The following is a 23,129-nucleotide window of genomic DNA, read 5'->3' on the forward strand; positions in this document are numbered from 1 at the left end:
ATCGTTGCGGTCCCGGAAAGACGCTGACCTGCCATGCCATCCATCCGTGACTGGTTCACCCGCCGCCTCTACGTGCAGCTCTCGCCGGCGCAGCTGTCGGTTCGTGATCCGCGCGCCGGCATCACCATCGCTGAAGTGCCCGAGATCGCGCTCCAGTCGGTGCCGGGGCAAAAGCTCAACATCGTGGGCGTCGGGGCCGAGGCGCGGGCACATGCCGCGCAGCCGCACGTCAATGTGTTCAACCCGCTGGCCCACCCGAGATCGCTGGTGTCCGACTTCACGCTCGCCGAGCAGCTGCTGAAGGCCTTCATCCGCCGCCTGGCCGGCAGGACATGGTTCATGCCGGCGCCCGAGGTGATCATGCATCCGCTGGGGGAACACGAGGGCGGGCTGACGCAAGTGGAGATCCGGGCGCTGGGTGAGATGGCGCTGGGCACCGGCGCCGCCCGCGCGCGCATCTGGCAAGGCCCCACGCTGACGGACGATCAGCTGCAGTCGGGGCAGTTCCCCGCCACCGGCAAACTCTTCAGGATCTGACCCATGCCCCGTTACGTTGCCCTGCTGCGCGGCGTCAGCCCGATGAACTGCAAGATGCCGGAACTCAAGCGCTGCCTGGAGGACGCCGGCTTCACCGACGTGAAGACGCTGCTAAGCAGCGGCAACGTCGTCTTCTCCACTGCGCGCGCCGCATCGGCGGCGGCATTGCAGAAGCGCGTCGAGAAGGCCATGCAGGACGGCGCGGGCTACGGCTTCGCCACCGTCGTGCGCTCGACCGCGCATCTGCAGCAACTGCTGGCCGCCGACCCGTTCGCCGAGTTCAAGCTGCCGGCCGGCGGCAAGCGCGTGCTGACCTTTCTGCGCGAGCCGGACAAGGTGGACGAGGTGGCGCTGCCGATCACGCTGCACGACGCCAGCATCCTGAAGCGCATCGGCGGCGAGGTGCTGTGTGTGTACGTGCCCAACGAGAAGGGGCCGGTCTTCATGCATCTGCTGGAGAAGACCTTCAGCAAGAACATCACGACGCGCACCTGGGACACCGTCGCCAAGTGCGCCAAGGCCTGAGGAGCTGCCATGCCCATCGTCCTCGACCACCTGCTGATCCCCGCCCGCGACCGCCGTGCCGCGGCCGAGCGGCTGGCCACCATCCTCGACGTGCCCTGGTCGGCCCAGGCCGCCGTGGGGCCGTTCAGCGCGGTCTATGTGTCGGACGAGCTGACGGTGGACTTCGACCAGGTCGCGGCCGACGCGCCCGTGCCCTTGCAGCACTACGCCTTCCGCGTCAGCGAGGCCGAGTTCGATGCGCTGCTGGCACGGCTGCAGTCGCTGGGCATCGCCTGGCGCAGCACGCCCGTCGGGCCGGACGACTTCCAGGTCAACACCTCGGTGGGTGGGCGCATCGTCTACTGGCGCGAGCCCGACGGCCATGCGTGGGAGGCGCTGACGCAGAGCTACGCGCGTGCGCCGAAGACGCCGTGATGGCACCCATGACGGACTTGCACGGCCGGCTGTGCGGCATCGTCGCGGGTTCGGCGCCCTTCATGGCCGCGTTGCGGGCCGGGCGTGCGCTCGGGCTGGCGCAGTGGTGCGTGGGTGCCGGCGCGCTGCGCAACCTGGTGTGGGACGCGCTGCACGCCTTCGACCGGCCCACGCCGCTGGCCGATGTGGACTTCGCGTTCTTCGACGCAGCCGACCTGTCGGCCGAACGTGAACGGGCGCTGCAGGCACGGCTTGCCGCGCTGTGCCCGGGTCTGCCCTGGGAGGTGGTGAACCAGGCCGGCGTGCATCGTTGGTTCGAGGCCTGCTTCGGCCATGCAGTCGCGCCGCTGGGTTCACTGCACGAGGCCGTGGCCTCGTGGCCCGAGACGGCGACGGCGGTGGGCGTGTGGCTGGATGCGGCCGACCGGCTGCAGCTGATCGCGCCACACGGGCTGGAGGACTTGTTCGCGATGCGGGTGCGGCGCAACCCGGTGCGGGTCAGCGTCGAGACCTATCGCCAGCGTTGCGCCAGCAAGCGCTACGCCGAGCGCTGGCCGCGTGTGGTGGTCGAGCCCGCCTAGCCCTGGTCGAACAGATGGCCCAGGTCGTGGTGGCCCATCTCGTTGGCCTTGGTGCGCAGGTAGCGCTCGTTGTCCGGGCCCGGCTCGGTCAGCGACGCCTCGCGCTCGACGACGTCGATGCCGAACTCGGCCAGCGCGGCCATCTTCAGCGGGTTGTTGGTCAGCAGCCGGATGCGGTGCACGCCCAGTGCGCGCAGCATGCAGGCGGCGGCGTCGTAGCGGCGCGCGTCGATGGGCAGGCCCAGCTGCGCGTTGGCCTCGATCGTGTCGGCACCGGCGTCCTGCTCGGCGTAGGCGCGCAGCTTCTGCACCAGGCCGATGCCGCGGCCCTCATGGCCGCGCATGTAGACGATGGCGCCGCGGCCCTGGCTGGCGATGCGCTGCATGGCGCCTTGCAGCTGCGGCCGGCAGTCGCAGCGCAGCGAACCGAACACCTCGCCGGTCATGCATTCCGAATGCACGCGCACCAGCGGCGGGTCGTCGCCGGTGAGGTCACCCATGCTCAGCACGACATGCTCCTGCCCACCCTCGGTCTCGCGGAAGCCATGGATGGCGAAATCGCCATAGGGCGTTGGCAGGCGGGTGGAAACGATGCGTTCGATCTTCATGATGTCGGTCAGCCAGGGTGCCATTCTCGCCCCCCGGGGGAAACCCCGTGTCGCGCAGGTTAGGCTGCGGCCTCCAACCGTTTTTGCAGGAGCCCGGCATGGCCCAGACGATCCAGTTCCAGCGCCCCGACGGCGCCACCGTGTCGGGCTATCTCGCCGAGGCCGCCCAGCCGCTGGGCGCCGTCGTCGTCATCCAGGAATGGTGGGGCCTGAACGACCAGATCCGCGGCGTGGCCCAGCGTTTCGCGAGCGCCGGCTTCACGGCGCTGGTGCCCGACCTGTACCGCGGCAAGAGCACCGTCGAGGCCGAAGAGGCCAGCCACCTGATGACAGAGCTGAACTTCGGCGACGCGGCATCGCAGGACGTGCGCGGCGCCGTGCAGCACCTGAAGGGCCTGAAGCTCGGCAGCGGCAAGGTGGGCGTGACCGGCTACTGCATGGGCGGCGCGCTGACCGTGCTGGCTGCCACGATGGCACCCGAGGCCGACGCGGCGGTGGTCTGGTACGGCATGCCGCCCTTGGCGTACGTGGACGCCGGCAAGATCAAGCTCCCGCTGCAGGCCCACTGGGCCACGCAGGACGAATCCTTTCCCATCGCCGGCGTGGACGGCCTGGAGGCCAAGCTGCAGGAGGCTGGCGTGCGCTACGAGGGCCATCGCTACCTGGCCCATCACGCCTTCGCCAACGAGACCGCGCAGGGGCCGGGCCGCATCGCGAAGACGCAGTACGACGCGGTCTGGGCCCAGCAGGCCTGGGACCGGACCATGCGCTTCTTCGGCCAGCACCTGGCCTGAGCTGTTGTGGCGGGCGGCGCCCGTGCCGTCAGTGCGGCAGCGGGCTGGCCGCCTTGACTTCGCTGCGCCGCACTTGCAGGCGCGGCTCCTTCATCCAGGTCTCGGTGTCGGGGGCCAGCTCGTCGGGCCGCAGGCCGTCGGCGCGCAGCACGCCCACGTAGCTGTCGCGGCCCTGGCCCTTGGCGGCATAGAGGGCGGCGTCGACCAGGCTCAGCGTGGCGTCCCAGCCCCAGGCGCGGGGCGCCTCGGGATCCAGCGGGAAGACCGCGAAGCCGATGGAGACGGTGACCCACAGCGTGCGCCCGTCGGGCAGCGTGAAGGGCTGCTCGCGCACGGCGGCGGTGAAGCGCGCTGCCAGGTCGGCCGCGCCGGTGCGCGCGCCGCCGCGGGCCAGCGCCAGGAATTCCTCGCCACCCCAGCGCACCAGCACGTCGCTCTCGCGGAACACCGTCCGCAGCCGGCGGGCGAACTCGATCAGCACCAGGTCGCCCGCGGCATGGCCGTGGCGGTCGTTGATGCGCTTGAAGTGGTCCAGGTCCATCAGCATGACGAGCAGGTCGGCCTCGTCGTCCGGGTTGCGGTGGCGCGGCTCCGTGTAGTGGCGCAGGCACAGCTGCAGGTCTGAAGTGACCCGCGAGTCCAGGTAGCGGCGGTTGCGCAGGCCGGTCAATGGGTCTGTGGTGCTGGCCTCGCGCAGCTCCGCGGTGCGCTGCTCCACCAGCGCCTGCAGCGCCGCCTCGCGGCGGCCCAGCTGCTCGGTGCGCCGCGCGACGCCCCAGCGCAGCAGCGCCCAGCTGAAGGCCAGCAGCGCCAGCACCGCGGCGGCCTGGGCCCAGCGCGTCTGCCACCAGGCCGGCAGCAGTTCGATGCCCAGCCGCAGCGGCCGGTCGCTCCACAGGCCGTGGTGGTTGGTGGCGCGCACCTCCAGCGTGTAGCGGCCCGGCTGCAGGCCGCCGTAGCTCGCGAAGCGGGCGCTGGCGTCGGTGGGCGTCCAGTCGGCGTCCCAGCCATCCAGTCGCATCGAGTAGCGCAGCTTGGCCGGGTCGGTGTAGTCCAGCGCGGCGAACTCGACGGCGAAGCTGCGCGTGCCCGCCGGCAGCTTCAGGCCCTGGGCCAGGTCCTGGTCGGGGTGGAAGAGCTGGCCGTCGCGGCGCAGGCTGCTGATGACCACCGGCGGCGCGTAGCGCGACGGCGTGAAGGCCAGCGGCTCGACCACCAGCAGCCCGCGGCTGCCGCAGAAGAGCAGGCGGCCGTCGGCCAGTGCGGCGTCGGCGAAGAAGCGCGGCGTGCCCATCGGCGGGCCCTCGGCGCCGCTGAGCTCGTCCAGCCGGTCAGCGGCCGGGTCGTAGACCGACTGCTGGCTCCAGACGCGGCCCTGGCCGTCTTCGTGCAGGTTGACGCCGAAGGGCCGGCCCGGTGCGCCCAGGCGCTCGCTGATGCGCTCGAAGCGCGCGCGCCCCTCGGCGTCATAGTCCTTGAGCCGGTGCAGGCCGCTGACGGCGGTGTCCACGTAGAGGGCGCCGTCGCGCGTGTGCAGCAGGCCCAGCACGGCGGGGAAGCCCAGCGCCTCGCCGGGGGCGCCCTGCACCTCTGTCAGCCGCTGGCCGTCCCAGCGGAACAGGCCGGCCAGCGCGCCCACCCAGAGCCGGCCGCTGCCGGGCTCCACGCGCAGCGCATGCACGCCGCCGCRCAGCGGCTCGCCGTCGGCACGGCGCACGCGCTCCACGCCCGCAGCCTTGGTTGAGGGCAGGCGGTACAGCCCGTCCTGCATGCCCACCCAGACTTCGCCGCCCTCGCTGTTCGGCAACACCAGCAATCGGTGCGCGCGGCCGCCCTCCAGCGCCCAACCGGCGAGCAGGCGGGCGCCGCGCGGCTCGCGACGCTCCAGTCGGCCGTTGGCCACCAGCCAGACGCTGCCGTCCGGCCCTTCTGCGAGGTTGTCCACCGGCGTGTCGGCCTCGCGCGGCCAGCGGCCGACGGTGCGCAGCTGCGCGTCCAGCAGCGCCACCGGGCCGCTGTGCGTGGCCACCATCAGCAGGCCGTCGCGGCGGGGCAGCAGGCCGCGCAGGTCGCTGCCGGCCAGCGGGCTGCCCGGGTCGGCGTCGGGGCCGCGCACGGCCAGCGCCGGGTGCTGGTGGTGGCGCTGCAGGCCCACGCCGTAGCCACCCACCCACATGGCGCCCGTCTGGTCGCGCAGCAGCACGTTGACGTCGTTGCCGGCCAGGCCGCCGGGCAGGTGCGGGTTGTGGCGCAGCTGACGCAGCAGCGCGCCGCTGGCGCCGTCCAGCCAGGCGATGCCGTCGTTCAGCCCGGCCCAGACCGTGCCGTCCTGCCCTTGAGCCAGCGCCTGCACGCCGCCCTTGAAATGAGCCGCAAGCCAGCCCGCCTGGCCATCGGCCTCGATGCGGCCCACGCGGCCGTCCACCGTGCCGAACCACAGCCGGCCGGCGCGGTCCTCCAGCAGCGTGCTGATGCCCACGGCACCGCCGGGCAGGGCCACGGCCGTCCAGCCGCCCTGCGTGTCGCGCCGCGTCAGGCCGCGCCAGTGGCCGACCCACAGCGCGCCGTCGCGGCCCACGGCCAGCGCCAGCACGCGGCGCTCCGGCTGGCCGTCGACGACCAGCGGCTCGGTGCCGAAGCGGCCCGTCTTGGGTTCGTAGCGCAGCAGGCCCTGCCCCAGCGTGCCCACCCAGACCCGGCCGGCACCGTCCTCGGCCAGCGCGCGGATGGGCGTGGGGCGCTCGCTGCCGCTGCCCAGCATGCGCACGCGGTCGAAGGCGGGGTCGTAGCGCGCCAGGCCGTTGACCTCGGTGCCTATCCACATGCCGCCGTCGGCGGCCGCCGCCAGCGAGCGCACCCAGCCGAGGTTGCGCTGCACGGGCGTGGCGCCCTCGCGCTCGATGGGCCGCAGCCGGTAGCCGTCAAAGCGGGCCAGACCGTCGCTGGTGCCTATCCAGATCAGGCCCTGCCGGTCCTGGGCCAGGCTGCCCACCACGTCGCGCGGCACGGGCACGGTGGCGAATTGCGGCTCCAGCGCGCTCGGGGCGGGTGGCACTGGCTGAGCCAGCGCCACCGAGGCCAGCGCGGTGAGCAGGCAGAGGGCCAGCGTCAGGGTGCGGCAGATCATGGAGGGCGCGCGGTCTTCAAAAACTGCATTGTCCGAGGCGGGCGGGCGTCTCTTGCGCCCGGTTTACCCGGCCTTAGTACGCCGGCGGAAGAAGGCATCGGTCCAGTGCACGTACGCCTATTTGTTGCGAGGGCGGCAATGCATCATGCGCATGCGTTCGCGCACTCGGTCCGGCACCTGACGCACCTGGCAATGCGCGTCGGGCAGCCGGTTATGGCACAAGGGGAGGTGTTATCGGCACTGCCTGTCGCGCTACAACACATTAAGCCCCACAAATCTGGGCGTGAAGCAACATGCAAACGGCGCACATCGGTCCTTGGGAGTTCAAGCTCCCCGATGGCTGGGCATCCCAAGAAGACGATGCAGCCAATGGCTATGTTGAAGCACCCGACGGATCAAAAGGTGCCTACGTCAAGTGGATAGAGCTAGCGGAGCCCAGGGTGTCGCCTCAGGCGCTGGCTGACCACCTGCAACAAGTTCACGAGGAAAGCTTCTTCGAACTTGAGGAAAGCACTTGGGAAATTGTTGAGTGCAGAGGCCAGTCTGATGGTGGCCTTTACAGGTCCGCGTTAGATTTGTATGACGTCAACGCCTCCTACAGAGTCTTGTCGTTGGTCGTTAGCAATACCGCTAGCGCAATTCAAATCACCATTCACGACTACTCCTGCGGGTCCTGCGAGTCCATCTTTGCCGATGTCGAGCGGTCAATCGTTCGCGTACCGAGCGCGGCCTGATCCCATCCGTCCGGTGCCGCAAGCCCGCCACCCGTTCAGAACGGCAACGCATTCGTCGCCTTGACCTCTTCCATGACCGCATAGGTCCTCGTCTCCCGCACCCCGGGCAACGACCAGATCACGCTGCCGATGAACTCCCGGTATGCGCCCATGTCGCGCACCCGCGTCTTCAGCAGGTAGTCGAAGCCGCCGGCCACCAGGTGGCATTCCAGGATCTCGGGCCGGGCCTGGACGGCGCCCTTGAAGGTGTCCATCACGTCCTGCACCGTGCGGTCCAGGTGCACCTCGATGAAGACCAGCATGGCCGCGCCCAGCTTGGCCGGGTTCAACCGTGCCTCGTAGCCCAGGATGTAGCCGTCGCGCGTCAGCCGCTTCACGCGCTCCAGCACGGCGGTGGGCGACAGGTGTACGGTCTCGGCCAGCTTGAGGTTGGAAATCCGGCCATCGGCCTGCAGCACGCGCAGGATGCGCTCGTCGATCTTGTCGAGGGTGTCGGTCATTGGATTTATCTCGGCTGTTTGGTCGATCGTTGGAATTTAATCCAAGAGCATCGTCGATAAAGTGCCAATCCTCACCAGGAGCCGCCATGACCACGCCCTTCGCCGCACCGATCGAACAGCCCCGCCTGCCGCACCCCTACCGGGCTGAACATGGCGTCGTGCAGGCGCTGGCCGAGCGCGTCGGCGGCGCGCTGGCCTGGCCCGGTGTCATCGCCATGGCCGCGCCCTGGGTGGAACAGGTGCGCAAGAACCCGGCGCCGTTCTGGGCGATGGAGTCGCTGCTGCGCGAGTACCCCATCACCAGCGCCGAGGGCCTGGCGCTGATGCGCCTGGCCGAAGCGCTGTTGCGCGTGCCGGACGCCCCCACGGCCATCGCGCTGACGGCCGACCAGCTGGGCCGCGCGGACTTCGACGGTGCCAGTGAAGGCAGCCCGCACAAGATGCTGGCCGCGCTGTCGGCTTCGGCCATCTCCATGTCCAAGCGCTTCCTGCCCGGGGCTGACGACGACGGCGGCCTGTTCAAGCGCCTGGGCGCGCAGACCGTGGTGGCGGCCACCGTGCGCGCCATCCAGCTGCTGGGCCGGCAGTTCGTGCTGGGCCGCAACATCGGCGAGGCGATGAGCGAGGCCGACGCGGCCCGCAAGGCGCAGAAGCAGCTGCGCTTCAGCTACGACATGCTGGGCGAAGGCGCCCGCACCGAGAACGACGCGCGCCGCTACCAGGCCGCCTACGTGGGCGCGATCAAGGCCATCGCGGCTGGCCAGCGGGCCGATTCGCCCGAGGCCTCCGACGGCATCTCCATCAAGCTCAGCGCGCTGTTCAGCCGTTACGAGGTGCTGCAGCGCGACCGCGTGTTTGCCGAACTGCTGCCGCGCGTGTGGCAGCTCATCGAGCTGGCTGCCGAGGCCAACATCAACCTGACCATAGACGCTGAGGAGGTCGACCGCCTGGAGCTGTCGCTGGACGTGCTGGACACGCTGGCCGCCAAGATCGCCGTCCTCTACCCGCAGTGGCGCGGCTTCGGCCTGGCCGTGCAGGCCTACCAGACGCGCGCGTTGGCCGTCGTCGACGAGGTCGCGGCCATCGCGCGCAAGCACGGGCTGCGCTTCATGGTTCGGCTGGTCAAGGGCGCCTACTGGGACGGCGAGATCAAGCGCGCCCAGGAGCTGGGCCTGACGCACTACCCGGTGTTCACGCACAAGCAGCACACCGACGTGAGCTATCTGGCCTGCGCCCGTGCGCTGATCCAGCATGCCGACGTCATCTACCCGCAGTTCGCCAGCCACAACGCCGGCACGATCGCGGCCATCGTGCAGATGGCGCGCGCCACCGGCGCCAAGTTCGAAATGCAGCGCCTGCACGGCATGGGCGAAGGCGTCTACCGAGAGGTGCTGAAGGACGGCGCCATCCCCTGCCGCGTCTACGCCCCCGTGGGCGAGCACCGCGACCTGCTGGCCTACCTGGTGCGCCGGCTGCTGGAGAACGGCGCCAACTCGTCGTTCGTGCACCAGCTGGCCGACCCCAGCGTGCAGGTGCCCGAGCTGCTGGGCTCGCCGCTGCTGGACGTGCGCAGCGCCAGCGCGCTGCCTCTGCCGCCCGCGCTCTACCTGGACGAGCAAGGTCGCGGCCGCGCCAATTCCACCGGCGCCGACCTGACCGACCCGGCCCAGCGCGCGCCGCTGCAGGCCGCGCTGGAGGCCACGCCGGTGCGCGCCGTGCCCGAGGCCACCGCCGCGGAGGTGGACGCCGCGATGCAGCGCCTGCACACCGGCTTCACCGACTGGAACGCCCGGCCCGTGCCGGCCCGCGCCGCCATCCTGCGCCGCGCCGCCGACGAGCTCGACGCGCGCCTGGCCGAGTTCTGCGCGCTGCTCGTCAAGGAGGCGTTCAAGACCCAGGGCGACTGCGTCGCGGAAGTGCGCGAGGCGGTGGACTTCCTGCGCTATTACGCCGACCAAGCCGAGGCCGAGCCCGACCTCATGCAGGGCCGCGGCGTGTTCGTCTGCATCAGCCCGTGGAACTTCCCGCTGGCCATCTTTGCCGGCCAGGTCGTCGCCGCGCTGGTGGCCGGCAACGCGGTTGCCGCCAAGCCGGCCGAACAGACCCCCTTCGTGGCGCTGAAGTTCGTCGAGCTGCTGCACCAGGCCGGCGTGCCGGCCGATGCGCTGGCGCTGCTGCACGGCCCGGGCGAGACCGTCGGTGCGGGGCTCGTGGCCCACGCGCACACGGCCGGCGTCTGCTTCACCGGCTCCACCGTCGTCGCGCAGATCATCAACAAGGCGCTGGCCGCCAAGCCCAACTCGCCCATCCCGCTGATCGCCGAGACCGGTGGCCTGAACGCGATGGTGGTGGACTCCACCGCGCTGCCCGAGCAGGTCATCGACGCCGTCGTGCAGAGCGCCTTCCGCTCCGCCGGCCAGCGCTGCTCGGCGCTGCGCCTGCTGTGCGTGCAGTCCAGCATCGCCGACGGCGTCGTCGAGATGCTGCGCGGGGCGCTTTCGCAGCTGCACGTGGGCCAGCCGGCCGACCTCGCCACCGACGTGGGCCCCGTCATCGACGACGAGGCGCACGCCAACATCAGCAAGCATGTGGAACGCCTGAAGCGCGACGCCCAGCTCATTGCCGAGGCGTCGATTGCCCAGGCCATGCCGCGCCAGATCCGCCCCGTCGCCTTCGAGCTGCCGCGCGTGTCGCACCTGGGCGAGGAGATCTTCGGCCCGGTGCTGCATGTCGTTCGCTTCGACGGGTCCGTCGACGAGGTCATCCAGGACATCAACGCGCTGGGCTACGGCCTGACGCTGGGCATCCAGACCCGCATCGACAGCCGCGCCCAGCGCCTGGCCGACGAGGCACGCATCGGCAACGTCTACGTGAACCGCAACATCATCGGCGCCGTCGTGGGCGTGCAGCCCTTTGGTGGCGAAGGCCTGTCCGGCACGGGTCCCAAGGCCGGCGGCCCCGACTACCTGCGCCGCTTCTGCGCCGAGCCGCACATCGATGCGCCCGCCCCGCCGCTGGCGCTGGACGGCCGCAGCGAGGCGCTGGCCGTCGGCACCGACGCCGCCTGGCGCGACACGCCACTGGCCGAGCGCATCGCCACGCTGCGCCGCGCGGCCGACACGCTGGACGCGCCCGCGGCGCTGGCGCTGCGCGGCTTGTTCACGGCAGCGCAGACGCTGTTCGCCGAGCTGACCCTGCCCGGCCCCACCGGCGAGAGCAACACGCTGCGCCACCACGCCCGCGGCGTCTTCGCCGTGCTGGGCCGCGCTGAGGCGGGCCTGGCGGCCGTCGTCAGCGCGCTGCTGGCCGGCAACAGCGCCATCTGGCTGGGCGGTGACGAACGCGCACGCCAGGCGCTGCTGCGCGCCGGCCTGCCCACGAGCGCGCTGACGCTGCTGCCCGACTCGGCCCTGCCCGGCCTGCTCGCCGCGCCGCAACTGGCCGGCGTGGCGCTGGCCTCGTCAGACCCGGCCGCCGCGCACACGCTGGCGCAGGCCCTGGCCCCGCGGCCCGGCGCCATCCTGCCGCTGGTCACCGCCGCCGGCCACGTGCGCCAGCTCTACCGCTTCACGGCGGAGCAGACGCTGACGGTCAACACAGCCGCGGCGGGGGGGAATGCGGCGTTGCTGGCGGGGGTTCACTGAGGCGTCCTTGCTCCTGCAGCACGGCTGAGTCACCATCCCGCCACACGCCTGCTGTCCCGGCGTGCAGGGAGAGATGAGATGTTTCCATGGTTCTGGCTCTGGGCGCCGCAGCTGCGCCTGCCCTTCAGCGGTGACGTGGCGCAGGACATCGAGCCGCGCCTGGACTGGTTCTTCGCCGGCATCAAGCCCGAGGCCGGCAATGCGCGCATCGAGGCTCGCGCCTTTGACGTGGCGAGCTACGGCGATCAGCTGGGCGTGATCACCCGGCTGTTGATCGAGATGGCCGAACGGCAGCCGGCCGATGTGCAAGCAGCGTCCGCGCCGTTGCAGGAGCTGCGCCGCATCCACGAGCGCATCGAGGCAATCAAGGATGCCGAGCATGAACGCGAGCTGATCGAGCTGGAGGCGCGCATCCAGCACCTGCGCGCGCGGCGCGCGCTCAGCGCCTGAGTCAGAAGAAGCTGCTCAGGAAGGCGGCGGCTTCGTCGCTGAGCCCGACGATCTTGTTCGTCGCCTGACGATAGAACTTGAAGTTCAACTCGGTCTCGGGCCGGCCGTCGTCCCAGTGGGCAAAGGGCTTGAGCTCGGCGCGGCCGAGGCGTCGCCTCACCAGCGCGCTGCGCTTGACCGCGATGCTGACGCGCGGTGTCTGCCGCGCCACGCCCGGCAGACGCGGCGTGGCTGCGGCCGCCGTGACGACGCCGCGCGCGACCAAGCCCGGCCCGCCCTCGTTCTCGCTGGCGAAGACGTAGATGACGTCGCCCACCGCGATGCGCTTGCCGTCGTACATCGTCTTCTGCGCGGCAAAGATCCAGGCGCCGGCCTGCGTGTCGGCGATCTCGGCCTTGATGGCGTAGCTCGGGGGGTCAGCCCTGCGGATCATGTTCATAGCGGCGTTCGCCGGTGCCGGGGTTGTAGAACACCCGCATCGTCCGCCCAGACTCGGGGTCGACGACGCGTTCCTCGGTCTGCTGCCAGTCGCCACCCGGCGGCGTTGCGCGGGAGCGGTAGCGCCAGCGCTCCACCAGCACGGCCGCGGCGATCAGGCAGCCCCAGAGGGCGAACGGCGTCGCGTCGCGGTGGCCGGCCAGGCGAGCGCCCAGGCCGATCACGCCGACCGCCAGCGCCACGACGAGCAGCAGGGTGCGCAGCATGGCTCAGGCCGGCAGCCGTTCGACCACGACGGCCGTGCCATAGGCGACGATCTCGCTCATGGTCTGGCCCATCTCCGACGAGTCGAAGCGCATCATGACCACGGCGTTGCCGCCCATCAGGCTGGCGTTCTTCACCATGCGGTCGATGGCATGGCGGCGGGCTTCCTCCAGCAGCTGCGTGTACTCGGTGATCTCGCCGCCGATGATGGAGCGCAGGCCCGCCAGGATGTTGCCCGCCAAGCCGCGGCTGCGCACGACGACGCCAAACACCTGGCCTTTGACTTCGACGACGCGGTGGCCGGCGAGGTTTTCCGTGGTCACGATCAGCACGCTGTTCTCCTTGTGATCTGGGGTGGCGCAATGCTAGGTTGGCGGGCGTTAGCAATTCGTTAGGACGCTCCCGGAACAATTCCTCCGGAAAGCCGGGACGGGCAAGACAATCTGCCGTGATGACTGAAGCGCCCGACCCCGACCCCATGCCCCAGCCGCCGCCGGAGCCCGACCTGGACGCCTGCTGCGGCAACGGCTGCGACCCCTGCATCTTCGACCTCTACGACCTGGCTAATGATGACTACCGCCGCGCGCTGCGAGCCTGGCGTGAGCGGCATCCCGACGCGCCGTGAAGAAAGGCCCCGCCATGTGCCGCAACATCCGCACCCTCTTCAATTTCGAGCCCCCCGCCACCGAGGTCGAGATCCGCGACGCGGCGCTGCAGTTCGTGCGCAAGCTCAGCGGTTTCAACGTGCCGTCGCAGGCCAATGCGGCGGCGTTCGACCATGCCGTGGCGGCCATCGCCGACGAGGCGCGCACGTTGATCGCGTCGCTGGTGACGACGGCCGAGCCCAAGAATCGCGAGATCGAGGCCGCCAAGGCCAGGGCGCGCTCGGCCGAACGCTTTGGTCACGGGGTGTGACGCACAATCGCCGCGCCCCGTCTCTACCCACACCGCCATGCGCCTGAAGATCGCCCTGTCCGTCGTCGCACTGCTGCTGCTCGTCGCGGCCTGGTTCGCCTTCGCCTGGCGCTGGAGCTATTCCGACGGCGAGCGCGCCGGCTGGGTGCAGAAGTTCTCGCGCAAGGGCTGGGTCTGCAAGACCTGGGAGGGCGAGCAGGCGCTGGTGTCGCTGCCCGGCACCAGCACGGTCGAGAAGTTCCAGTTCACCGTGCACGACGAGGCCACGGCGCAGGCCATCAACAAGGTCATGGGCCGGCGCGTGAACCTGCACTACGAGGAGAAGGTCGGCCTGCCGGGCTCCTGCTTCGGCGAGACGCGCTACTTCGTCACCGGCGTCACGCTGGTCGAGGAGATCTCGCTGTCGCCGGGCGTCACGGTGCCGGTGCCGCCGCCCGCCGTGGCCTCGGCGGCCAGCCAGTAAACCGCATGGCCATCGAACTGGCGCGCACCGAACGCGAGCAGGCCGTGGCCTCGCTGCAGCGCTACCTGGAGGCGGAGCTGGACGAGCGCGTGGGCAACGTCGCGGCCGGCGCGCTGCTGGGCTTCTTCCTCGAAGAGATCGCGCCGCTGGTCTACAACCAGGCCGTGGCAGACGTGCAGGAGCGGCTGACCGCACGCGTGGCAGAGGTGGACGTGGACGTTCACGAGGACGCCTTCCAGTACTGGAGCCGGCGCGCCGCCAGGCCGGCCGGGCGGCGCTGATGTCGTGACCCGCAACGTTGTCCGGCGAAACTAGCCGGATGGCTTCGCTGTTCCAACCGTTGGTCGCGCGCTTCGAGCGCCTCGTCGACCCTTATCCCGAGACCGCCGGCCACGCGCCGCCGACGCGCTTCTTCGCCTTCCTGTGGCGCTGCGCCGACGGCGTGCGCCCGCATCTCGCGGCGGTCACGCTGTTCACGGCCGGCATCGCGGCGGCCGAGGCGTTGCTGTTCAGCCTGATGGCGTCGCTGGTGGACTGGCTGTCCACCGTCAAGCCGGGCGAGCTGTGGGCCAGGCCGCAGCCCGTGGTCGTCGCGCTGGTGGCCGTGCTGGGCGTCAGCGTCGTGCTGGCGGCCGCGCAGGCACTGCTGAAGTACCAGGGCGTGTTCGGCAACTTCCCGATGCGCTTGCGCTGGCTGTTCCACCGCCGCATGCTGGCGCAGAGCCTGGCCTTCTTCGGCGACGAGTTCGCCGGCCGCATCGCCACCAAGGTCATGCAGACGGCGCTGGCCGTGCGCGACACGTGGCTCATCGTCGTCGACATCCTGGTCTACGTGGCCGTCTACTTCGGCACGCTGGTGGCCATCGTCGCCAGCTTCGATGCCTGGCTGATGGCGCCGTTCGCCGCCTGGCTGGCGCTGTACCTGGTCGCGCTGCGCTACTTCGTGCCGCGGCTGGGCAAGGTGGCCCAGGCGCAGGCCGATGCACGCAGCCTGATGACCGGCCGCATCACCGACGCGTACACCAACATCGCCACCGTCAAGCTGTTCGCCCACGGCCGCCGCGAGGCCAGCTTCGCCAAGGCGGCGATGCAGGACTTCATGCTGACGGCCTATGGCCAGATGCGCCTGGTGACGGGCTTCGAGATCGTCAACTCGCTGCTGTCGGCGCTGCTGGTTGGCAGCACGGCGCTGCTGGCGTTGTGGCTGTGGGGCGTGTCGGCCATCGGCGTCGGCGCGGTCGCCGCGGCCACTGCGATGGCGATGCGCCTGAACGGCATCTCGCATTGGGTCATGTGGGAGATGGCGTCGCTGTTCGAGCACATCGGCACCGTGCAGGACGGTCTGGCCACGCTGTCCAAGCCGCAGGCGATTGCCGACGCGAACGACGCCACCGTGCTGACCGTGCCGCGCGGTGAGGTGCGCTTCGAGAACCTGCACTTCGCCTACCCCAACGGCAAGGTCGTCGTGGACCATCTGGACCTGGCGATCAAGCCCGGCGAGAAGATCGGCCTGGTGGGCCGCAGCGGCGCGGGCAAGAGCACGCTGGTGAACCTGTTGCTGCGCCTGTACGACCTGGCGCCCGACGGTGGCCGCATCACCATCGACGGCCAGGACATCGCCCGTGTCACGCAGGACTCGCTGCGCCGCCACATCGGCATGGTCACCCAGGACACCTCGCTGCTGCACCGCTCGGTGGCCGACAACATCCTCTACGGCCGGCCCGACGCGAGCCGCTCTGACCTGGAGCGCGCCGCCGAACGCGCGCACGCCGACGAGTTCATCGCGACGCTCTCCGATCCCAAGGGCCGCACCGGCTTCGAGGCGCATGTGGGCGAGCGCGGCGTCAAGCTGTCGGGCGGCCAGCGCCAGCGCATCGCCATCGCCCGCGTGATGCTGAAGGACGCACCCATCCTGCTGCTGGACGAGGCGACCAGCGCGCTGGACAGCGAGGTCGAGGCCGCCATCCAGCAGTCGCTGTACACGCTGATGGAAGGCAAGACGGTGGTGGCCATCGCCCACCGGCTGTCCACCATCGCGGCGCTGGACCGCCTCGTCGTCATGGACGCCGGCCGCATCGTCGAGCAGGGCTCCCATGCCGAGCTGCTGGCGCAGAACGGCATCTATGCGCGCCTGTGGGCGCACCAGAGCGGTGGCTTCCTGGGGCTGGACGACTAAGTGCTCTCCATGACCGTCCAGCGCCCGTCGCGGCGGCGCAGCAGGCCCTGGAACAGCGCGCCCTTGGCATCCGGCCCGATGCGCGCGCTGGCTGCGCGCAGGGCCGCGATGCCCTCGGCGGAGTTTGCGTCGCAGAAAGCGAGCACGTCGCGCGACGGGATGGCGACGATGGCGCCGTTGGGCGTTTTGTCGGCGAACAGGTGGTCCCAGAGCCCGTCCAGCAGCACGAGACAGGCCTCGTGGTCGCCGTCCAGCAGCAGCCCGTAGTAGGGCGGGTGGTCGACCAGCCGCAGGCCCGGCTGACCCTTGACGAGTTTCATCATGTTGGAGAGCGTCTGGCGGTGCAGCGCGTTCAGGCTCAGGCCCGCCGCGCGCAAGTCGTCGCGGCTCACCGACGTCCAGTGCGACCCGGCATCGACGTGATAGCCCACGGCGAACACGCCGCCCGTCCCCCGCGTCGGCGGCATCATCTCGGGCGTGGCCGTCATGCCGGGCGGCAGGCCTGAGACCTCCAGCTTGATTTCCTCGCCCTCCGCCCAGCCACCGTTGGCGACGGCGCGGAGCACGGGCAAGGCCTTCAGCGTGGGCGCGCGCGGCGTGCGGGGCGTGGCGGCAGCACCCGCAGGCGAGGGCGCGCGGCGTCGCTCGCGCACCTCGGCCTGGCGGATGTCAGCCTCCAGAGCGGCACGGGCCGAGCGCGCGGCCAGCCACACATAGACCGGCGCGGCCAGGCTCAGGAAGGGCACGGCGCAACCCACGAAGAGCGGGTACTTCACGAGGGCAGGCGTGCGCAGCGGCGGCGCCGCGCGGCTGACGACCCATGGGCCGACGAACCAGCCGCCCACCCAGCCGACGACGCTCAGCGTCGTCTTGTGGCCGAGCATGCCGACCACGGCCGCCACGGTCACCCCGAACAAGATCCAGACCGGCAGTGCCAGCGCCTTGAGCTGCTCATCGCGCAGCAGCAGTTCATCGAGGTCGGCGGTCGGCGCGCCCATGCAGTTGCTCGCCCAGGAATTTGAATGCGCGCGAGTGTAGGCATGCCTCGGCACGCGCGGAGGGAGCGTCTAGCGCGCCGTCAGCAGGGGGCTTGCGGGCATCGCCGCGCCGCGCAACTTGGCGTCCAGGAAGGCGGCGCTCAGTTGCATGGCCTCGGCCAGGTCGGCCTGCGCCGCCTCGGTGGCGCTGCCGCTGCGCGGGCCACGCGGTGTGCCGCCGGCCGGGCCGTGCTGGCCGCCCTGCCCACCGCCCATGCCGCCGCGCTGCCCGCCCATCATGCCCGGGCCTCCGCCGCGGTGCTGGTCCTGCGCATGCCAGCCCTCGGGCGCCAGCGTGCCGGACAGCGCCGCGTGCGACATGACGGGCAGCGCCAGCAGCCAGCCGGCGCCGGGGCGCAGCGTGTCGAAGGCGCGGCGGCGCTCGGCCGGGCGCGTGACCAGGCCCAGCGCGTCGCCATCGGTGTCGCTGGTGATGAGCAGCGCGGGGGGCGTGGCCGGCGGCGCGTCCATGGCCGGTGGGCTGATGGCCAGGATGGCCCGTGGCTGCCAGCCGGTGCCGTCCGCGCTCACATCCAGCGCCGTCTGCGCGCCGATCTCGTAGCCGGCGATGGCCGCGCGCTGCCAGTCCAGCGCCACGCCGGCAGCCGTGGGCTGGGCCTGCAGCGCGGCGACGAGTCGGCGCAGCGCGGCCAAGCGGGCGGTGCGCATCACGGCGCCGTAGTGCAGCTCGCCCAGCGCGCGGAACTCGCCCGTGCGCGCCAGCGCCGAGCGCCAGGCCGCGGCGTCGTCCTCCAGCGGCTGCACGGCCAGCACGGCATAGCCCGCCTGCGCCCAGGCGGCCGCCCAGCGCTGGCCGGCGTCGCTGCCCTGGCCGATGCCGGGCAGGTAGACAACGACCGGCAGCGGCCCCGCAGCGGCGCTGCTGCGCGTGACGCTCACGCGCCGGCCCTGCAGCTCGAAGCCGCTGACCGACAGGTTCAGCTCACGCGCGGCTGTCTCGGCCCAGGGGCGCGGCGTGGGATCACCCGCGCAGCCCGCCAGGGTCAGTGCGAGCAGCAGGGCGGACAGGCAGGCGGTGCGGCGCATGGTCAGAACTTGCCGAAGAACGAGGTGATATCGAAGTAGACCGACAGCTCGCGCCCCTCGGCGGTGGTGATGTCGAGCCTGTCGTAGCTTCTGCCATCCTTGTGCAGCAGCGCCTGCAGCCGGCGCTTGTAGCCGGGGTAGCGCTGCGACAGCCAGGCGTATTCGGACTTCACGCCGGCGCTGCCTTTGAGCTCGGTCTGGATGACGACGGCATTGGCCTGGCTGCTGCCGTCGCTGCCTGCGTAGACGACGCCGGGCGGGGCTTGCACGGCAGGCGCTGGCGGCACCGTCTGGCAGGCGGCGAGGGCGAGGCTGAGAAGCAGCGCGACGGTGAGACGCGACGTGGTCATGGTGCGGGTCAGCAGTAGCGGATGCGCAACCATAGCCGCAGCCTGTCGCTGATTTGTGTCCCGCAGCTTGCGCAAAACGCGGCGCTTAGACTTCCGCCCATGACTGCAGAAGTGATCGCCTTCATCGGCGGCGGCAACATGGCCAGCGCCATCATCGGCGGCCTGCTGCGCGCCGGCCTAGCGCCCGCGCAGCTGCGTGTCGTCGAGCCCTTCGAGCCGCAGCGGCGCAAGCTGGTCGGCGAGTTCGGCGTGGCGGCACTGGCGGCGGGCGACGCCAGCCTGGCCGATGCCGCCACCGTCGTCTGGGCCGTCAAGCCGCAGCTGTTCGCCGAGGCCGCCGCGCCGCTGAAGGCCTGGGTGGGCGGCGCACTGCAGCTGTCCGTCATGGCCGGCATCCGTTCGGACGCGCTCGTCAATGCCACCGGCGCTGAGCGCGTCGTGCGGTCCATGCCCAACACGCCCGCGTTGATCGGCCAGGGCATCGCCGGCCTGTTCGCGCGGCCGGCCGTGTCCGCTGACGAACGCGCCACGGTCGAGCGCCTGCTCGCGCCGACCGGCCAGACGCTGTGGGTCGCGCGCGAGGACGATCTCGACGCGGTGACGGCGCTGTCGGGCTCCGGCCCGGCCTATTTCTTCTTCTTCGTCGAGGCCATGATGGCCGCGGCCGTGGACATGGGCCTGACGCCCGAGCAGGGCCGCCGTCTGGCGCTGTCGACCTGCGCCGGTGCCGCTGCGCTGGGCCTGGCGTCGGACGAGTCGCCCACCGTGCTGCGCGAGCGCGTGACGAGCAAGGGCGGCACGACGCATGCGGCCATCACGTCGCTGCAGGCGGACGCCGTCGATGCGGCCATCCACCGCGCGGTGTTGGCGGCGCAACAGCGTGCCGCGGAACTCGGCAAAGAGTTCGCCTGAGTGGGCATTGCGACCAGAGACAGCCTGCGCGACTGGCTGCGGGCGCCGGGCTCGTTGAGCCGCCGCCTGGCCCGTCTGGGTGAACGCTTCGACGTGCAGGTGTTGGGCCAGGGCGTGGCGCCGTTTCGCGCGCTGGAGCGGCTGGCGCTGGGCCTGCCGCCGCGCGGCCTCACGGTGGTGCGCGAGGTCATCCTGCGCGTCGACGGCGAGCCGCTGGTCTGGGCCCGCTCTGCCGTGCACCAGCGCGCCACCATCGGCCCCTGGCGGGCCCTGAAAGGCCTGGGCACGCGGCCACTGGCGCATCTGCTCTACGACGACCACCGCATCAGCCGCAGCGAGCTGCAGCCGCGCCGGCTCTCACGCCATGGCCACACGCGCCGGCATGCCGCGCGCCAATGGGAGCTGGCCACCGGCGAGGCCGTGTCGCCGCAGATGCTGTGGTCGCGCAACTCCGTGTTCAGCCGCAGCGGCGCGCAATTGCGCGTGATGGAGCTGTTCGCGCCGGGTCTGGCCCGCCAGCGTCCCGGGCGGCAAAGCCGCTAGCTGTCGCTGAGCTGACGGGTTTTCATGGAACTGTTTTCATGGCGTCATAAATTCGCACCGCGCCCATAAACCCCCATAAACTCAGTCCGTATCAGAGGGGCGTTAGTAGACCCACCGCGCGAAGACGTAGGCGGGCTGGATGACTGGGGGCGTTATGAACACGCGAGACGTGGTGATCTTCAGCGGCGAGCGCTTTGTTGTGCCGCAATGCATTCAAAGAATCGACCATCTGTCGACACATGGCTGGCAGCTGCGCTATGGCGGCACCAAGCTCTTCTCGGACCACAGCCAGGACGGCACCGGCGCGCGGCGCGCGCTGGCGATGGCGACCAAGGAACTGCTCAAACGCATTGCCACGCTGCCGGCGCCGTCGCGGCTGCGCCGCACGCCAAGCCGCAAGAAGCAGAGCGACCTGCCGTCGGGCATCTCCGGCCCCATCGTGCGCCAGCGTGCCGGCAGTCGTGTCCGTGATTGCAGCTTCGCGGTAACCCTGCCGCGCTTCGGCGATACGCCGCTGGCGCGCAGCGTCTACATCGGCACCGAGAACACCTACACGGTGGAGCGCTACCAGGAGGCGCTGGAGCGCGCCGTGGCGCTGCGCGAGAAAGCCGAGGTCGCCTACCAGCGCGCCGCGACCAAGGAGCGCCGCGCCCAGGCCCAGGTGCTGAAGGTGCAGATGAGCGGGTTGCTCGGCAGGGCCTGATCGCCGGGACTGGCTGGCTGAGGTCGCGCTGGTAGCGCGATCCTGAAACCGCGCGTACCGCGCGCGGTCGCACAATCGGCGCCCGCACCGGGTGCCTGTTGCCCCGGTGCGCCCTTGCCGACCATGTCCTCTGCCAACCTGTCTGAGCGGGCCTTGGGCTTGCTGCATGCGCTGCGGCCCGCGCCGCTGAATGTCGACGCGCGCGAGCGCCTGCGCGTGGTGCTGGGCGCCTGCCTGGGCGTGCTGCTGGCCGGCCTGCTGAGCCGCTTGACGATGGGCCCTGCCGGCCCCTGGCTGGTCGCGCCGCTGGGCGCCAGCGCCGTGCTGGTGTTCGGGCTGCCCGCCAGCCCGCTGGCCCAGCCGTGGGCCGTCGTCGGCGGCAACACGGTGTCGGCGCTGGTCGGCATCGCCTGCATGCACTGGCTGCCGCTGCCGCCGCTGGCGCTGGCCGCCGTCGCCGTGGCGCTGGCCATCGGCATGATGTTCACGCTGCGCTGCCTGCACCCGCCCGGCGGCGCGGCGGGCCTGCTGATGGTGCTGACGGCGACCCACGACTGGCAGTTCGCGCTGGTGCCCGTGGCGCTGAACTCGCTGCTGCTGGTGCTGGCCGGCATGGCCTACAACAGCCTCACCGGCCGCCGCTATCCGCATGCCCAGCATGCGCCGCCGCCCGCCGCGGCAGCCGCGGGCGCGACCGTCGCGCCGCCGCGCTTTGGTGATGCCGAGCTGGACGCCGTGCTGGCCCGCTACAACCAGGTGCTGGACGTGCCGCGCGACGACCTCGCCGGCCTGCTGCACGAGGCCGAGCTGCTGAGCTACCGCAACCGCCTGGGCGGCCTGCGCTGCGCGGACATCATGTCCACGCCCGTCATCACGGCCGAGTTCGGCACGCCGCTGGCCGAGGCCTGGGCGCTGCTGCAGCAACACCACATCAAGGCGCTGCCGGTGGTGGACCGCGTGCAGCGCATCGTCGGCATCGTCACGCGCGCCGACTTCATGCGCGCCGCCGAGGCGGAGCAGCGCGAGGGCCTGGCCGGGCGGCTGCAGACGCTGCTGCGGCCTTCGCCGACGACGCACTCCAGCAAGCCCGAGGTCGTCGGCCAGATCATGAGCCGCCAAGTGCGCGTGGCCAGCGCCGAGCGCGCCATCGCCGAGCTGGTGCCACTGTTCTCGGCCACCGGCCACCACCACATCCCCATCGTTGGCGAGCAGGCCCGGCTCGTCGGCATCCTCACGCAATCCGACCTCGTGAAAGCACTCAGCCATGGCCCATGACGACGCAACGACTTTCCGCTGGGGCGTCATCGGCCCCGGCGGCATCGCCAACCGCTTTGCCGGCGCGCTGGCGGCGGTGCCCGGCGCCCGCCTCGCGGTCGTGTTCGCGCGTGATGCCGCCAAGGGCCAGGCCTATGCCGCTCAGTGGCCCCAGGGCGGTGAGGCCGCCCGCGTGACGACCGACCTGGCCGACCTGCTATCGGACGCCTCGGTCGACGCCGTCTACATCGCCACGCCGCACTCCAACCACGGCGAATACATCCGCGCGGCGCTGCAGGCCGGCAAGCCGGTGCTGTGCGAGAAGCCGCTGGTGACGACGCAGGCCGAAGGCCAGGCGCTGGTGGAGCTGGCGCGTGAGCGCGGCGTGTTCCTGATGGAGGCGCTGTGGACGCGCTTCCTGCCCGCCTATGACCTGGCCGCTCGCATGCTGCGCGACGACGCGATCGGCGAGCTGCGCGCGATGCAGTCCAGCTTCTGCTTCGCGTCGACCTACGACCCGCTGCACCGGCAGTGGAACCCGGCACTGGCCGGCGGTTCGCTGTGGGACATCGGCATCTACAACCTGGCCGTGACGCGCTGGGTGTTGCAGCAGATGAACGGCGGCGTCTGCCCCGACCTCGTCGCCATCGACGTGCAGGCGAAGATGGCGCCCACCGGCGTGGACGCGGCCGTGACCGCGACGCTGCATTTCCCCGGCGGCGTCACGTCCCAGTTCCGCTGCGGCTTCGACGGGGCCTCGGTGAACGCCTTCGAGGCGCTGGGCAGCAAGGCCGCGCTGCGTTTCCCGGTGGACTTCTGGCAGGCTGAAAGCGTGGAGCTGGTCACCCGCAAGGCACCGGTGGCGCGCACCGAGGCGCCGTTCGTCATCAACGGCTTCGAGGGCGAGATCGCCGAGGCCCAGGCCTGCATCCGCCAGGGTCTCGCCGAGAGCCCGCGCATGCCGCACGCCGAGACGCTGGCGCTGCTGGGTTGGATGGACGCGATCCGGGCCCGCTTCCCTTGAGCCCCTCGTCCAAGGAATACCTTGGCCAGTCCTCCTAGGGGACGGCTTGGGCGCGGCCCGGCGCTCGGCCCGAAAATCGCGCCGCCGCC

At 71.2% G+C, this 23,129-nt stretch carries 27 protein-coding genes; 18 read left to right on the forward strand and 9 right to left on the reverse strand.

Going from position 1 to position 23,129, the window contains the following annotated elements; all coding sequences use genetic code 11:
* The first annotated feature begins 33 nt into the window (after positions 1 to 33).
* The 4 genes from AC1D29_RS25325 to AC1D29_RS25340 are packed head-to-tail and all read left to right on the forward strand — an operon-like array spanning position 34 to position 2,057.
* Positions 34 to 537, forward strand: coding sequence for a rod shape-determining protein (locus AC1D29_RS25325; RefSeq protein WP_477902720.1), 504 nt, complete (start codon positions 34 to 36; stop codon positions 535 to 537).
* Positions 538 to 540: 3 nt separating this feature from the next.
* The gene (locus AC1D29_RS25330; protein ID WP_477902722.1) at positions 541 to 1,062 is read left to right on the forward strand and encodes a DUF1697 domain-containing protein; all 522 of its coding nucleotides are present in this window, start codon (positions 541 to 543) and stop codon (positions 1,060 to 1,062) included.
* Between the two features lie 9 nt (positions 1,063 to 1,071).
* Positions 1,072 to 1,476 carry a VOC family protein gene (locus AC1D29_RS25335; protein ID WP_477902724.1) on the forward strand — a complete coding sequence of 135 codons (405 nt, stop codon included), beginning with the start codon at positions 1,072 to 1,074 and terminating at the stop codon, positions 1,474 to 1,476.
* 8 nt (positions 1,477 to 1,484) lie between these two features.
* On the forward strand, positions 1,485 to 2,057 hold the full coding sequence (locus AC1D29_RS25340; protein WP_477902726.1) for a nucleotidyltransferase family protein: 573 nt from the start codon (positions 1,485 to 1,487) through the stop codon (positions 2,055 to 2,057).
* Here the strand turns inward: AC1D29_RS25340 and ribA are convergent.
* A complete protein-coding gene (gene ribA / locus AC1D29_RS25345; RefSeq protein WP_477902728.1) occupies positions 2,054 to 2,689 on the reverse strand; it encodes a GTP cyclohydrolase II in 636 nt (211 codons plus the stop codon). The genes AC1D29_RS25340 and ribA overlap by 4 nt on opposite strands.
* A gap of 74 nt (positions 2,690 to 2,763) precedes the next feature.
* Between ribA and AC1D29_RS25350 the strand changes: the two genes are divergently transcribed.
* On the forward strand, positions 2,764 to 3,459 hold the full coding sequence (locus tag AC1D29_RS25350) for a dienelactone hydrolase family protein (protein WP_477902730.1): 696 nt from the start codon (positions 2,764 to 2,766) through the stop codon (positions 3,457 to 3,459).
* 28 nt (positions 3,460 to 3,487) lie between these two features.
* Here AC1D29_RS25350 and AC1D29_RS25355 read toward each other — a convergent pair whose 3' ends face one another.
* Positions 3,488 to 6,586, reverse strand: coding sequence for a ligand-binding sensor domain-containing protein (locus AC1D29_RS25355; protein WP_477902732.1), 3,099 nt, complete (start codon positions 6,584 to 6,586; stop codon positions 3,488 to 3,490).
* A gap of 293 nt (positions 6,587 to 6,879) precedes the next feature.
* Between AC1D29_RS25355 and AC1D29_RS25360 the strand changes: the two genes are divergently transcribed.
* Positions 6,880 to 7,320 (forward strand): hypothetical protein, encoded by a 441-nt coding sequence (locus AC1D29_RS25360; protein ID WP_477902734.1) that lies wholly within the window; start codon positions 6,880 to 6,882, stop codon positions 7,318 to 7,320.
* 35 nt (positions 7,321 to 7,355) lie between these two features.
* Here AC1D29_RS25360 and AC1D29_RS25365 read toward each other — a convergent pair whose 3' ends face one another.
* The gene (locus tag AC1D29_RS25365) at positions 7,356 to 7,820 is read right to left on the reverse strand and encodes an Lrp/AsnC ligand binding domain-containing protein (protein ID WP_477902736.1); all 465 of its coding nucleotides are present in this window, start codon (positions 7,818 to 7,820) and stop codon (positions 7,356 to 7,358) included.
* An 86-nt stretch (positions 7,821 to 7,906) separates the two neighbouring features.
* On the opposite strand from AC1D29_RS25365, the gene AC1D29_RS25370 reads away from it, so the two are divergent.
* The gene (locus AC1D29_RS25370) at positions 7,907 to 11,464 is read left to right on the forward strand and encodes an L-glutamate gamma-semialdehyde dehydrogenase (RefSeq protein ID WP_477902738.1); all 3,558 of its coding nucleotides are present in this window, start codon (positions 7,907 to 7,909) and stop codon (positions 11,462 to 11,464) included.
* 78 nt (positions 11,465 to 11,542) lie between these two features.
* Positions 11,543 to 11,914: a hypothetical protein gene (locus AC1D29_RS25375; RefSeq protein ID WP_477902740.1), complete on the forward strand. Its 372-nt coding sequence runs from the start codon at positions 11,543 to 11,545 to the stop codon at positions 11,912 to 11,914.
* A gap of 1 nt (position 11,915) precedes the next feature.
* Here AC1D29_RS25375 and AC1D29_RS25380 read toward each other — a convergent pair whose 3' ends face one another.
* The 3 genes from AC1D29_RS25380 to AC1D29_RS25390 are packed head-to-tail and all read right to left on the reverse strand — an operon-like array spanning position 11,916 to position 12,948.
* Positions 11,916 to 12,347 carry a hypothetical protein gene (locus AC1D29_RS25380; RefSeq protein ID WP_477902899.1) on the reverse strand — a complete coding sequence of 144 codons (432 nt, stop codon included), beginning with the start codon at positions 12,345 to 12,347 and terminating at the stop codon, positions 11,916 to 11,918.
* Positions 12,331 to 12,618 carry a hypothetical protein gene (locus tag AC1D29_RS25385; protein WP_477902742.1) on the reverse strand — a complete coding sequence of 96 codons (288 nt, stop codon included), beginning with the start codon at positions 12,616 to 12,618 and terminating at the stop codon, positions 12,331 to 12,333. Before AC1D29_RS25385 ends, AC1D29_RS25380 begins: the two co-directional genes overlap by 17 nt.
* 3 nt (positions 12,619 to 12,621) lie before the next feature.
* Entirely contained in the window at positions 12,622 to 12,948 is a 327-nt protein-coding gene (locus AC1D29_RS25390; protein ID WP_477902744.1) for a YbjQ family protein, read from the reverse strand.
* Between the two features lie 119 nt (positions 12,949 to 13,067).
* On the opposite strand from AC1D29_RS25390, the gene AC1D29_RS25395 reads away from it, so the two are divergent.
* The 5 genes from AC1D29_RS25395 to AC1D29_RS25415 are packed head-to-tail and all read left to right on the forward strand — an operon-like array spanning position 13,068 to position 16,170.
* Positions 13,068 to 13,241, forward strand: coding sequence for an oxidoreductase-like domain-containing protein (locus tag AC1D29_RS25395; RefSeq protein ID WP_477902746.1), 174 nt, complete (start codon positions 13,068 to 13,070; stop codon positions 13,239 to 13,241).
* A gap of 14 nt (positions 13,242 to 13,255) precedes the next feature.
* On the forward strand, positions 13,256 to 13,531 hold the full coding sequence (locus AC1D29_RS25400; protein ID WP_477902748.1) for a DUF2277 domain-containing protein: 276 nt from the start codon (positions 13,256 to 13,258) through the stop codon (positions 13,529 to 13,531).
* 37 nt (positions 13,532 to 13,568) lie between these two features.
* A complete protein-coding gene (locus AC1D29_RS25405; RefSeq protein WP_477902750.1) occupies positions 13,569 to 13,994 on the forward strand; it encodes a hypothetical protein in 426 nt (141 codons plus the stop codon).
* A gap of 5 nt (positions 13,995 to 13,999) precedes the next feature.
* Complete coding sequence (locus AC1D29_RS25410; protein ID WP_477902752.1) at positions 14,000 to 14,275, forward strand: DUF2164 domain-containing protein; 276 nt, start codon at positions 14,000 to 14,002, stop codon at positions 14,273 to 14,275.
* Between the two features lie 38 nt (positions 14,276 to 14,313).
* A complete protein-coding gene (locus AC1D29_RS25415) occupies positions 14,314 to 16,170 on the forward strand; it encodes an ABC transporter ATP-binding protein (RefSeq protein ID WP_477902754.1) in 1,857 nt (618 codons plus the stop codon).
* Here the strand turns inward: AC1D29_RS25415 and AC1D29_RS25420 are convergent.
* The 3 genes from AC1D29_RS25420 to AC1D29_RS25430 all read right to left on the reverse strand — a co-directional run bounded on the left by AC1D29_RS25420 (position 16,167) and on the right by AC1D29_RS25430 (position 18,604).
* On the reverse strand, positions 16,167 to 17,168 hold the full coding sequence (locus tag AC1D29_RS25420) for a DUF1444 domain-containing protein (RefSeq protein WP_477902757.1): 1,002 nt from the start codon (positions 17,166 to 17,168) through the stop codon (positions 16,167 to 16,169). The genes AC1D29_RS25415 and AC1D29_RS25420 overlap by 4 nt on opposite strands.
* Positions 17,169 to 17,237: 69 nt before the next feature.
* Positions 17,238 to 18,254 (reverse strand): alpha/beta hydrolase, encoded by a 1,017-nt coding sequence (locus AC1D29_RS25425; protein WP_477902759.1) that lies wholly within the window; start codon positions 18,252 to 18,254, stop codon positions 17,238 to 17,240.
* Positions 18,255 to 18,256: 2 nt separating this feature from the next.
* A complete protein-coding gene (locus AC1D29_RS25430) occupies positions 18,257 to 18,604 on the reverse strand; it encodes a hypothetical protein (RefSeq protein WP_477902761.1) in 348 nt (115 codons plus the stop codon).
* Between the two features lie 99 nt (positions 18,605 to 18,703).
* On the opposite strand from AC1D29_RS25430, the gene proC reads away from it, so the two are divergent.
* The 5 genes from proC to AC1D29_RS25455 all read left to right on the forward strand — a co-directional run bounded on the left by proC (position 18,704) and on the right by AC1D29_RS25455 (position 23,040).
* Positions 18,704 to 19,516: a pyrroline-5-carboxylate reductase gene (gene proC / locus AC1D29_RS25435; RefSeq protein WP_477902763.1), complete on the forward strand. Its 813-nt coding sequence runs from the start codon at positions 18,704 to 18,706 to the stop codon at positions 19,514 to 19,516.
* Positions 19,517 to 20,059: a chorismate--pyruvate lyase family protein gene (locus AC1D29_RS25440; RefSeq protein ID WP_477902765.1), complete on the forward strand. Its 543-nt coding sequence runs from the start codon at positions 19,517 to 19,519 to the stop codon at positions 20,057 to 20,059.
* A 154-nt stretch (positions 20,060 to 20,213) separates the two neighbouring features.
* Positions 20,214 to 20,762, forward strand: a complete 549-nt coding sequence (locus AC1D29_RS25445; RefSeq protein WP_477902767.1) for a hypothetical protein — start codon at positions 20,214 to 20,216, stop codon at positions 20,760 to 20,762.
* A gap of 123 nt (positions 20,763 to 20,885) precedes the next feature.
* Positions 20,886 to 22,037 (forward strand): HPP family protein, encoded by a 1,152-nt coding sequence (locus AC1D29_RS25450; protein WP_477902769.1) that lies wholly within the window; start codon positions 20,886 to 20,888, stop codon positions 22,035 to 22,037.
* Positions 22,027 to 23,040 carry a Gfo/Idh/MocA family protein gene (locus tag AC1D29_RS25455; protein ID WP_477902771.1) on the forward strand — a complete coding sequence of 338 codons (1,014 nt, stop codon included), beginning with the start codon at positions 22,027 to 22,029 and terminating at the stop codon, positions 23,038 to 23,040. Before AC1D29_RS25450 ends, AC1D29_RS25455 begins: the two co-directional genes overlap by 11 nt.
* The last annotated feature ends 89 nt before the right edge of the window (positions 23,041 to 23,129 follow it).

This window comes from Roseateles sp. P1_C6 (genome assembly GCF_056406315.1).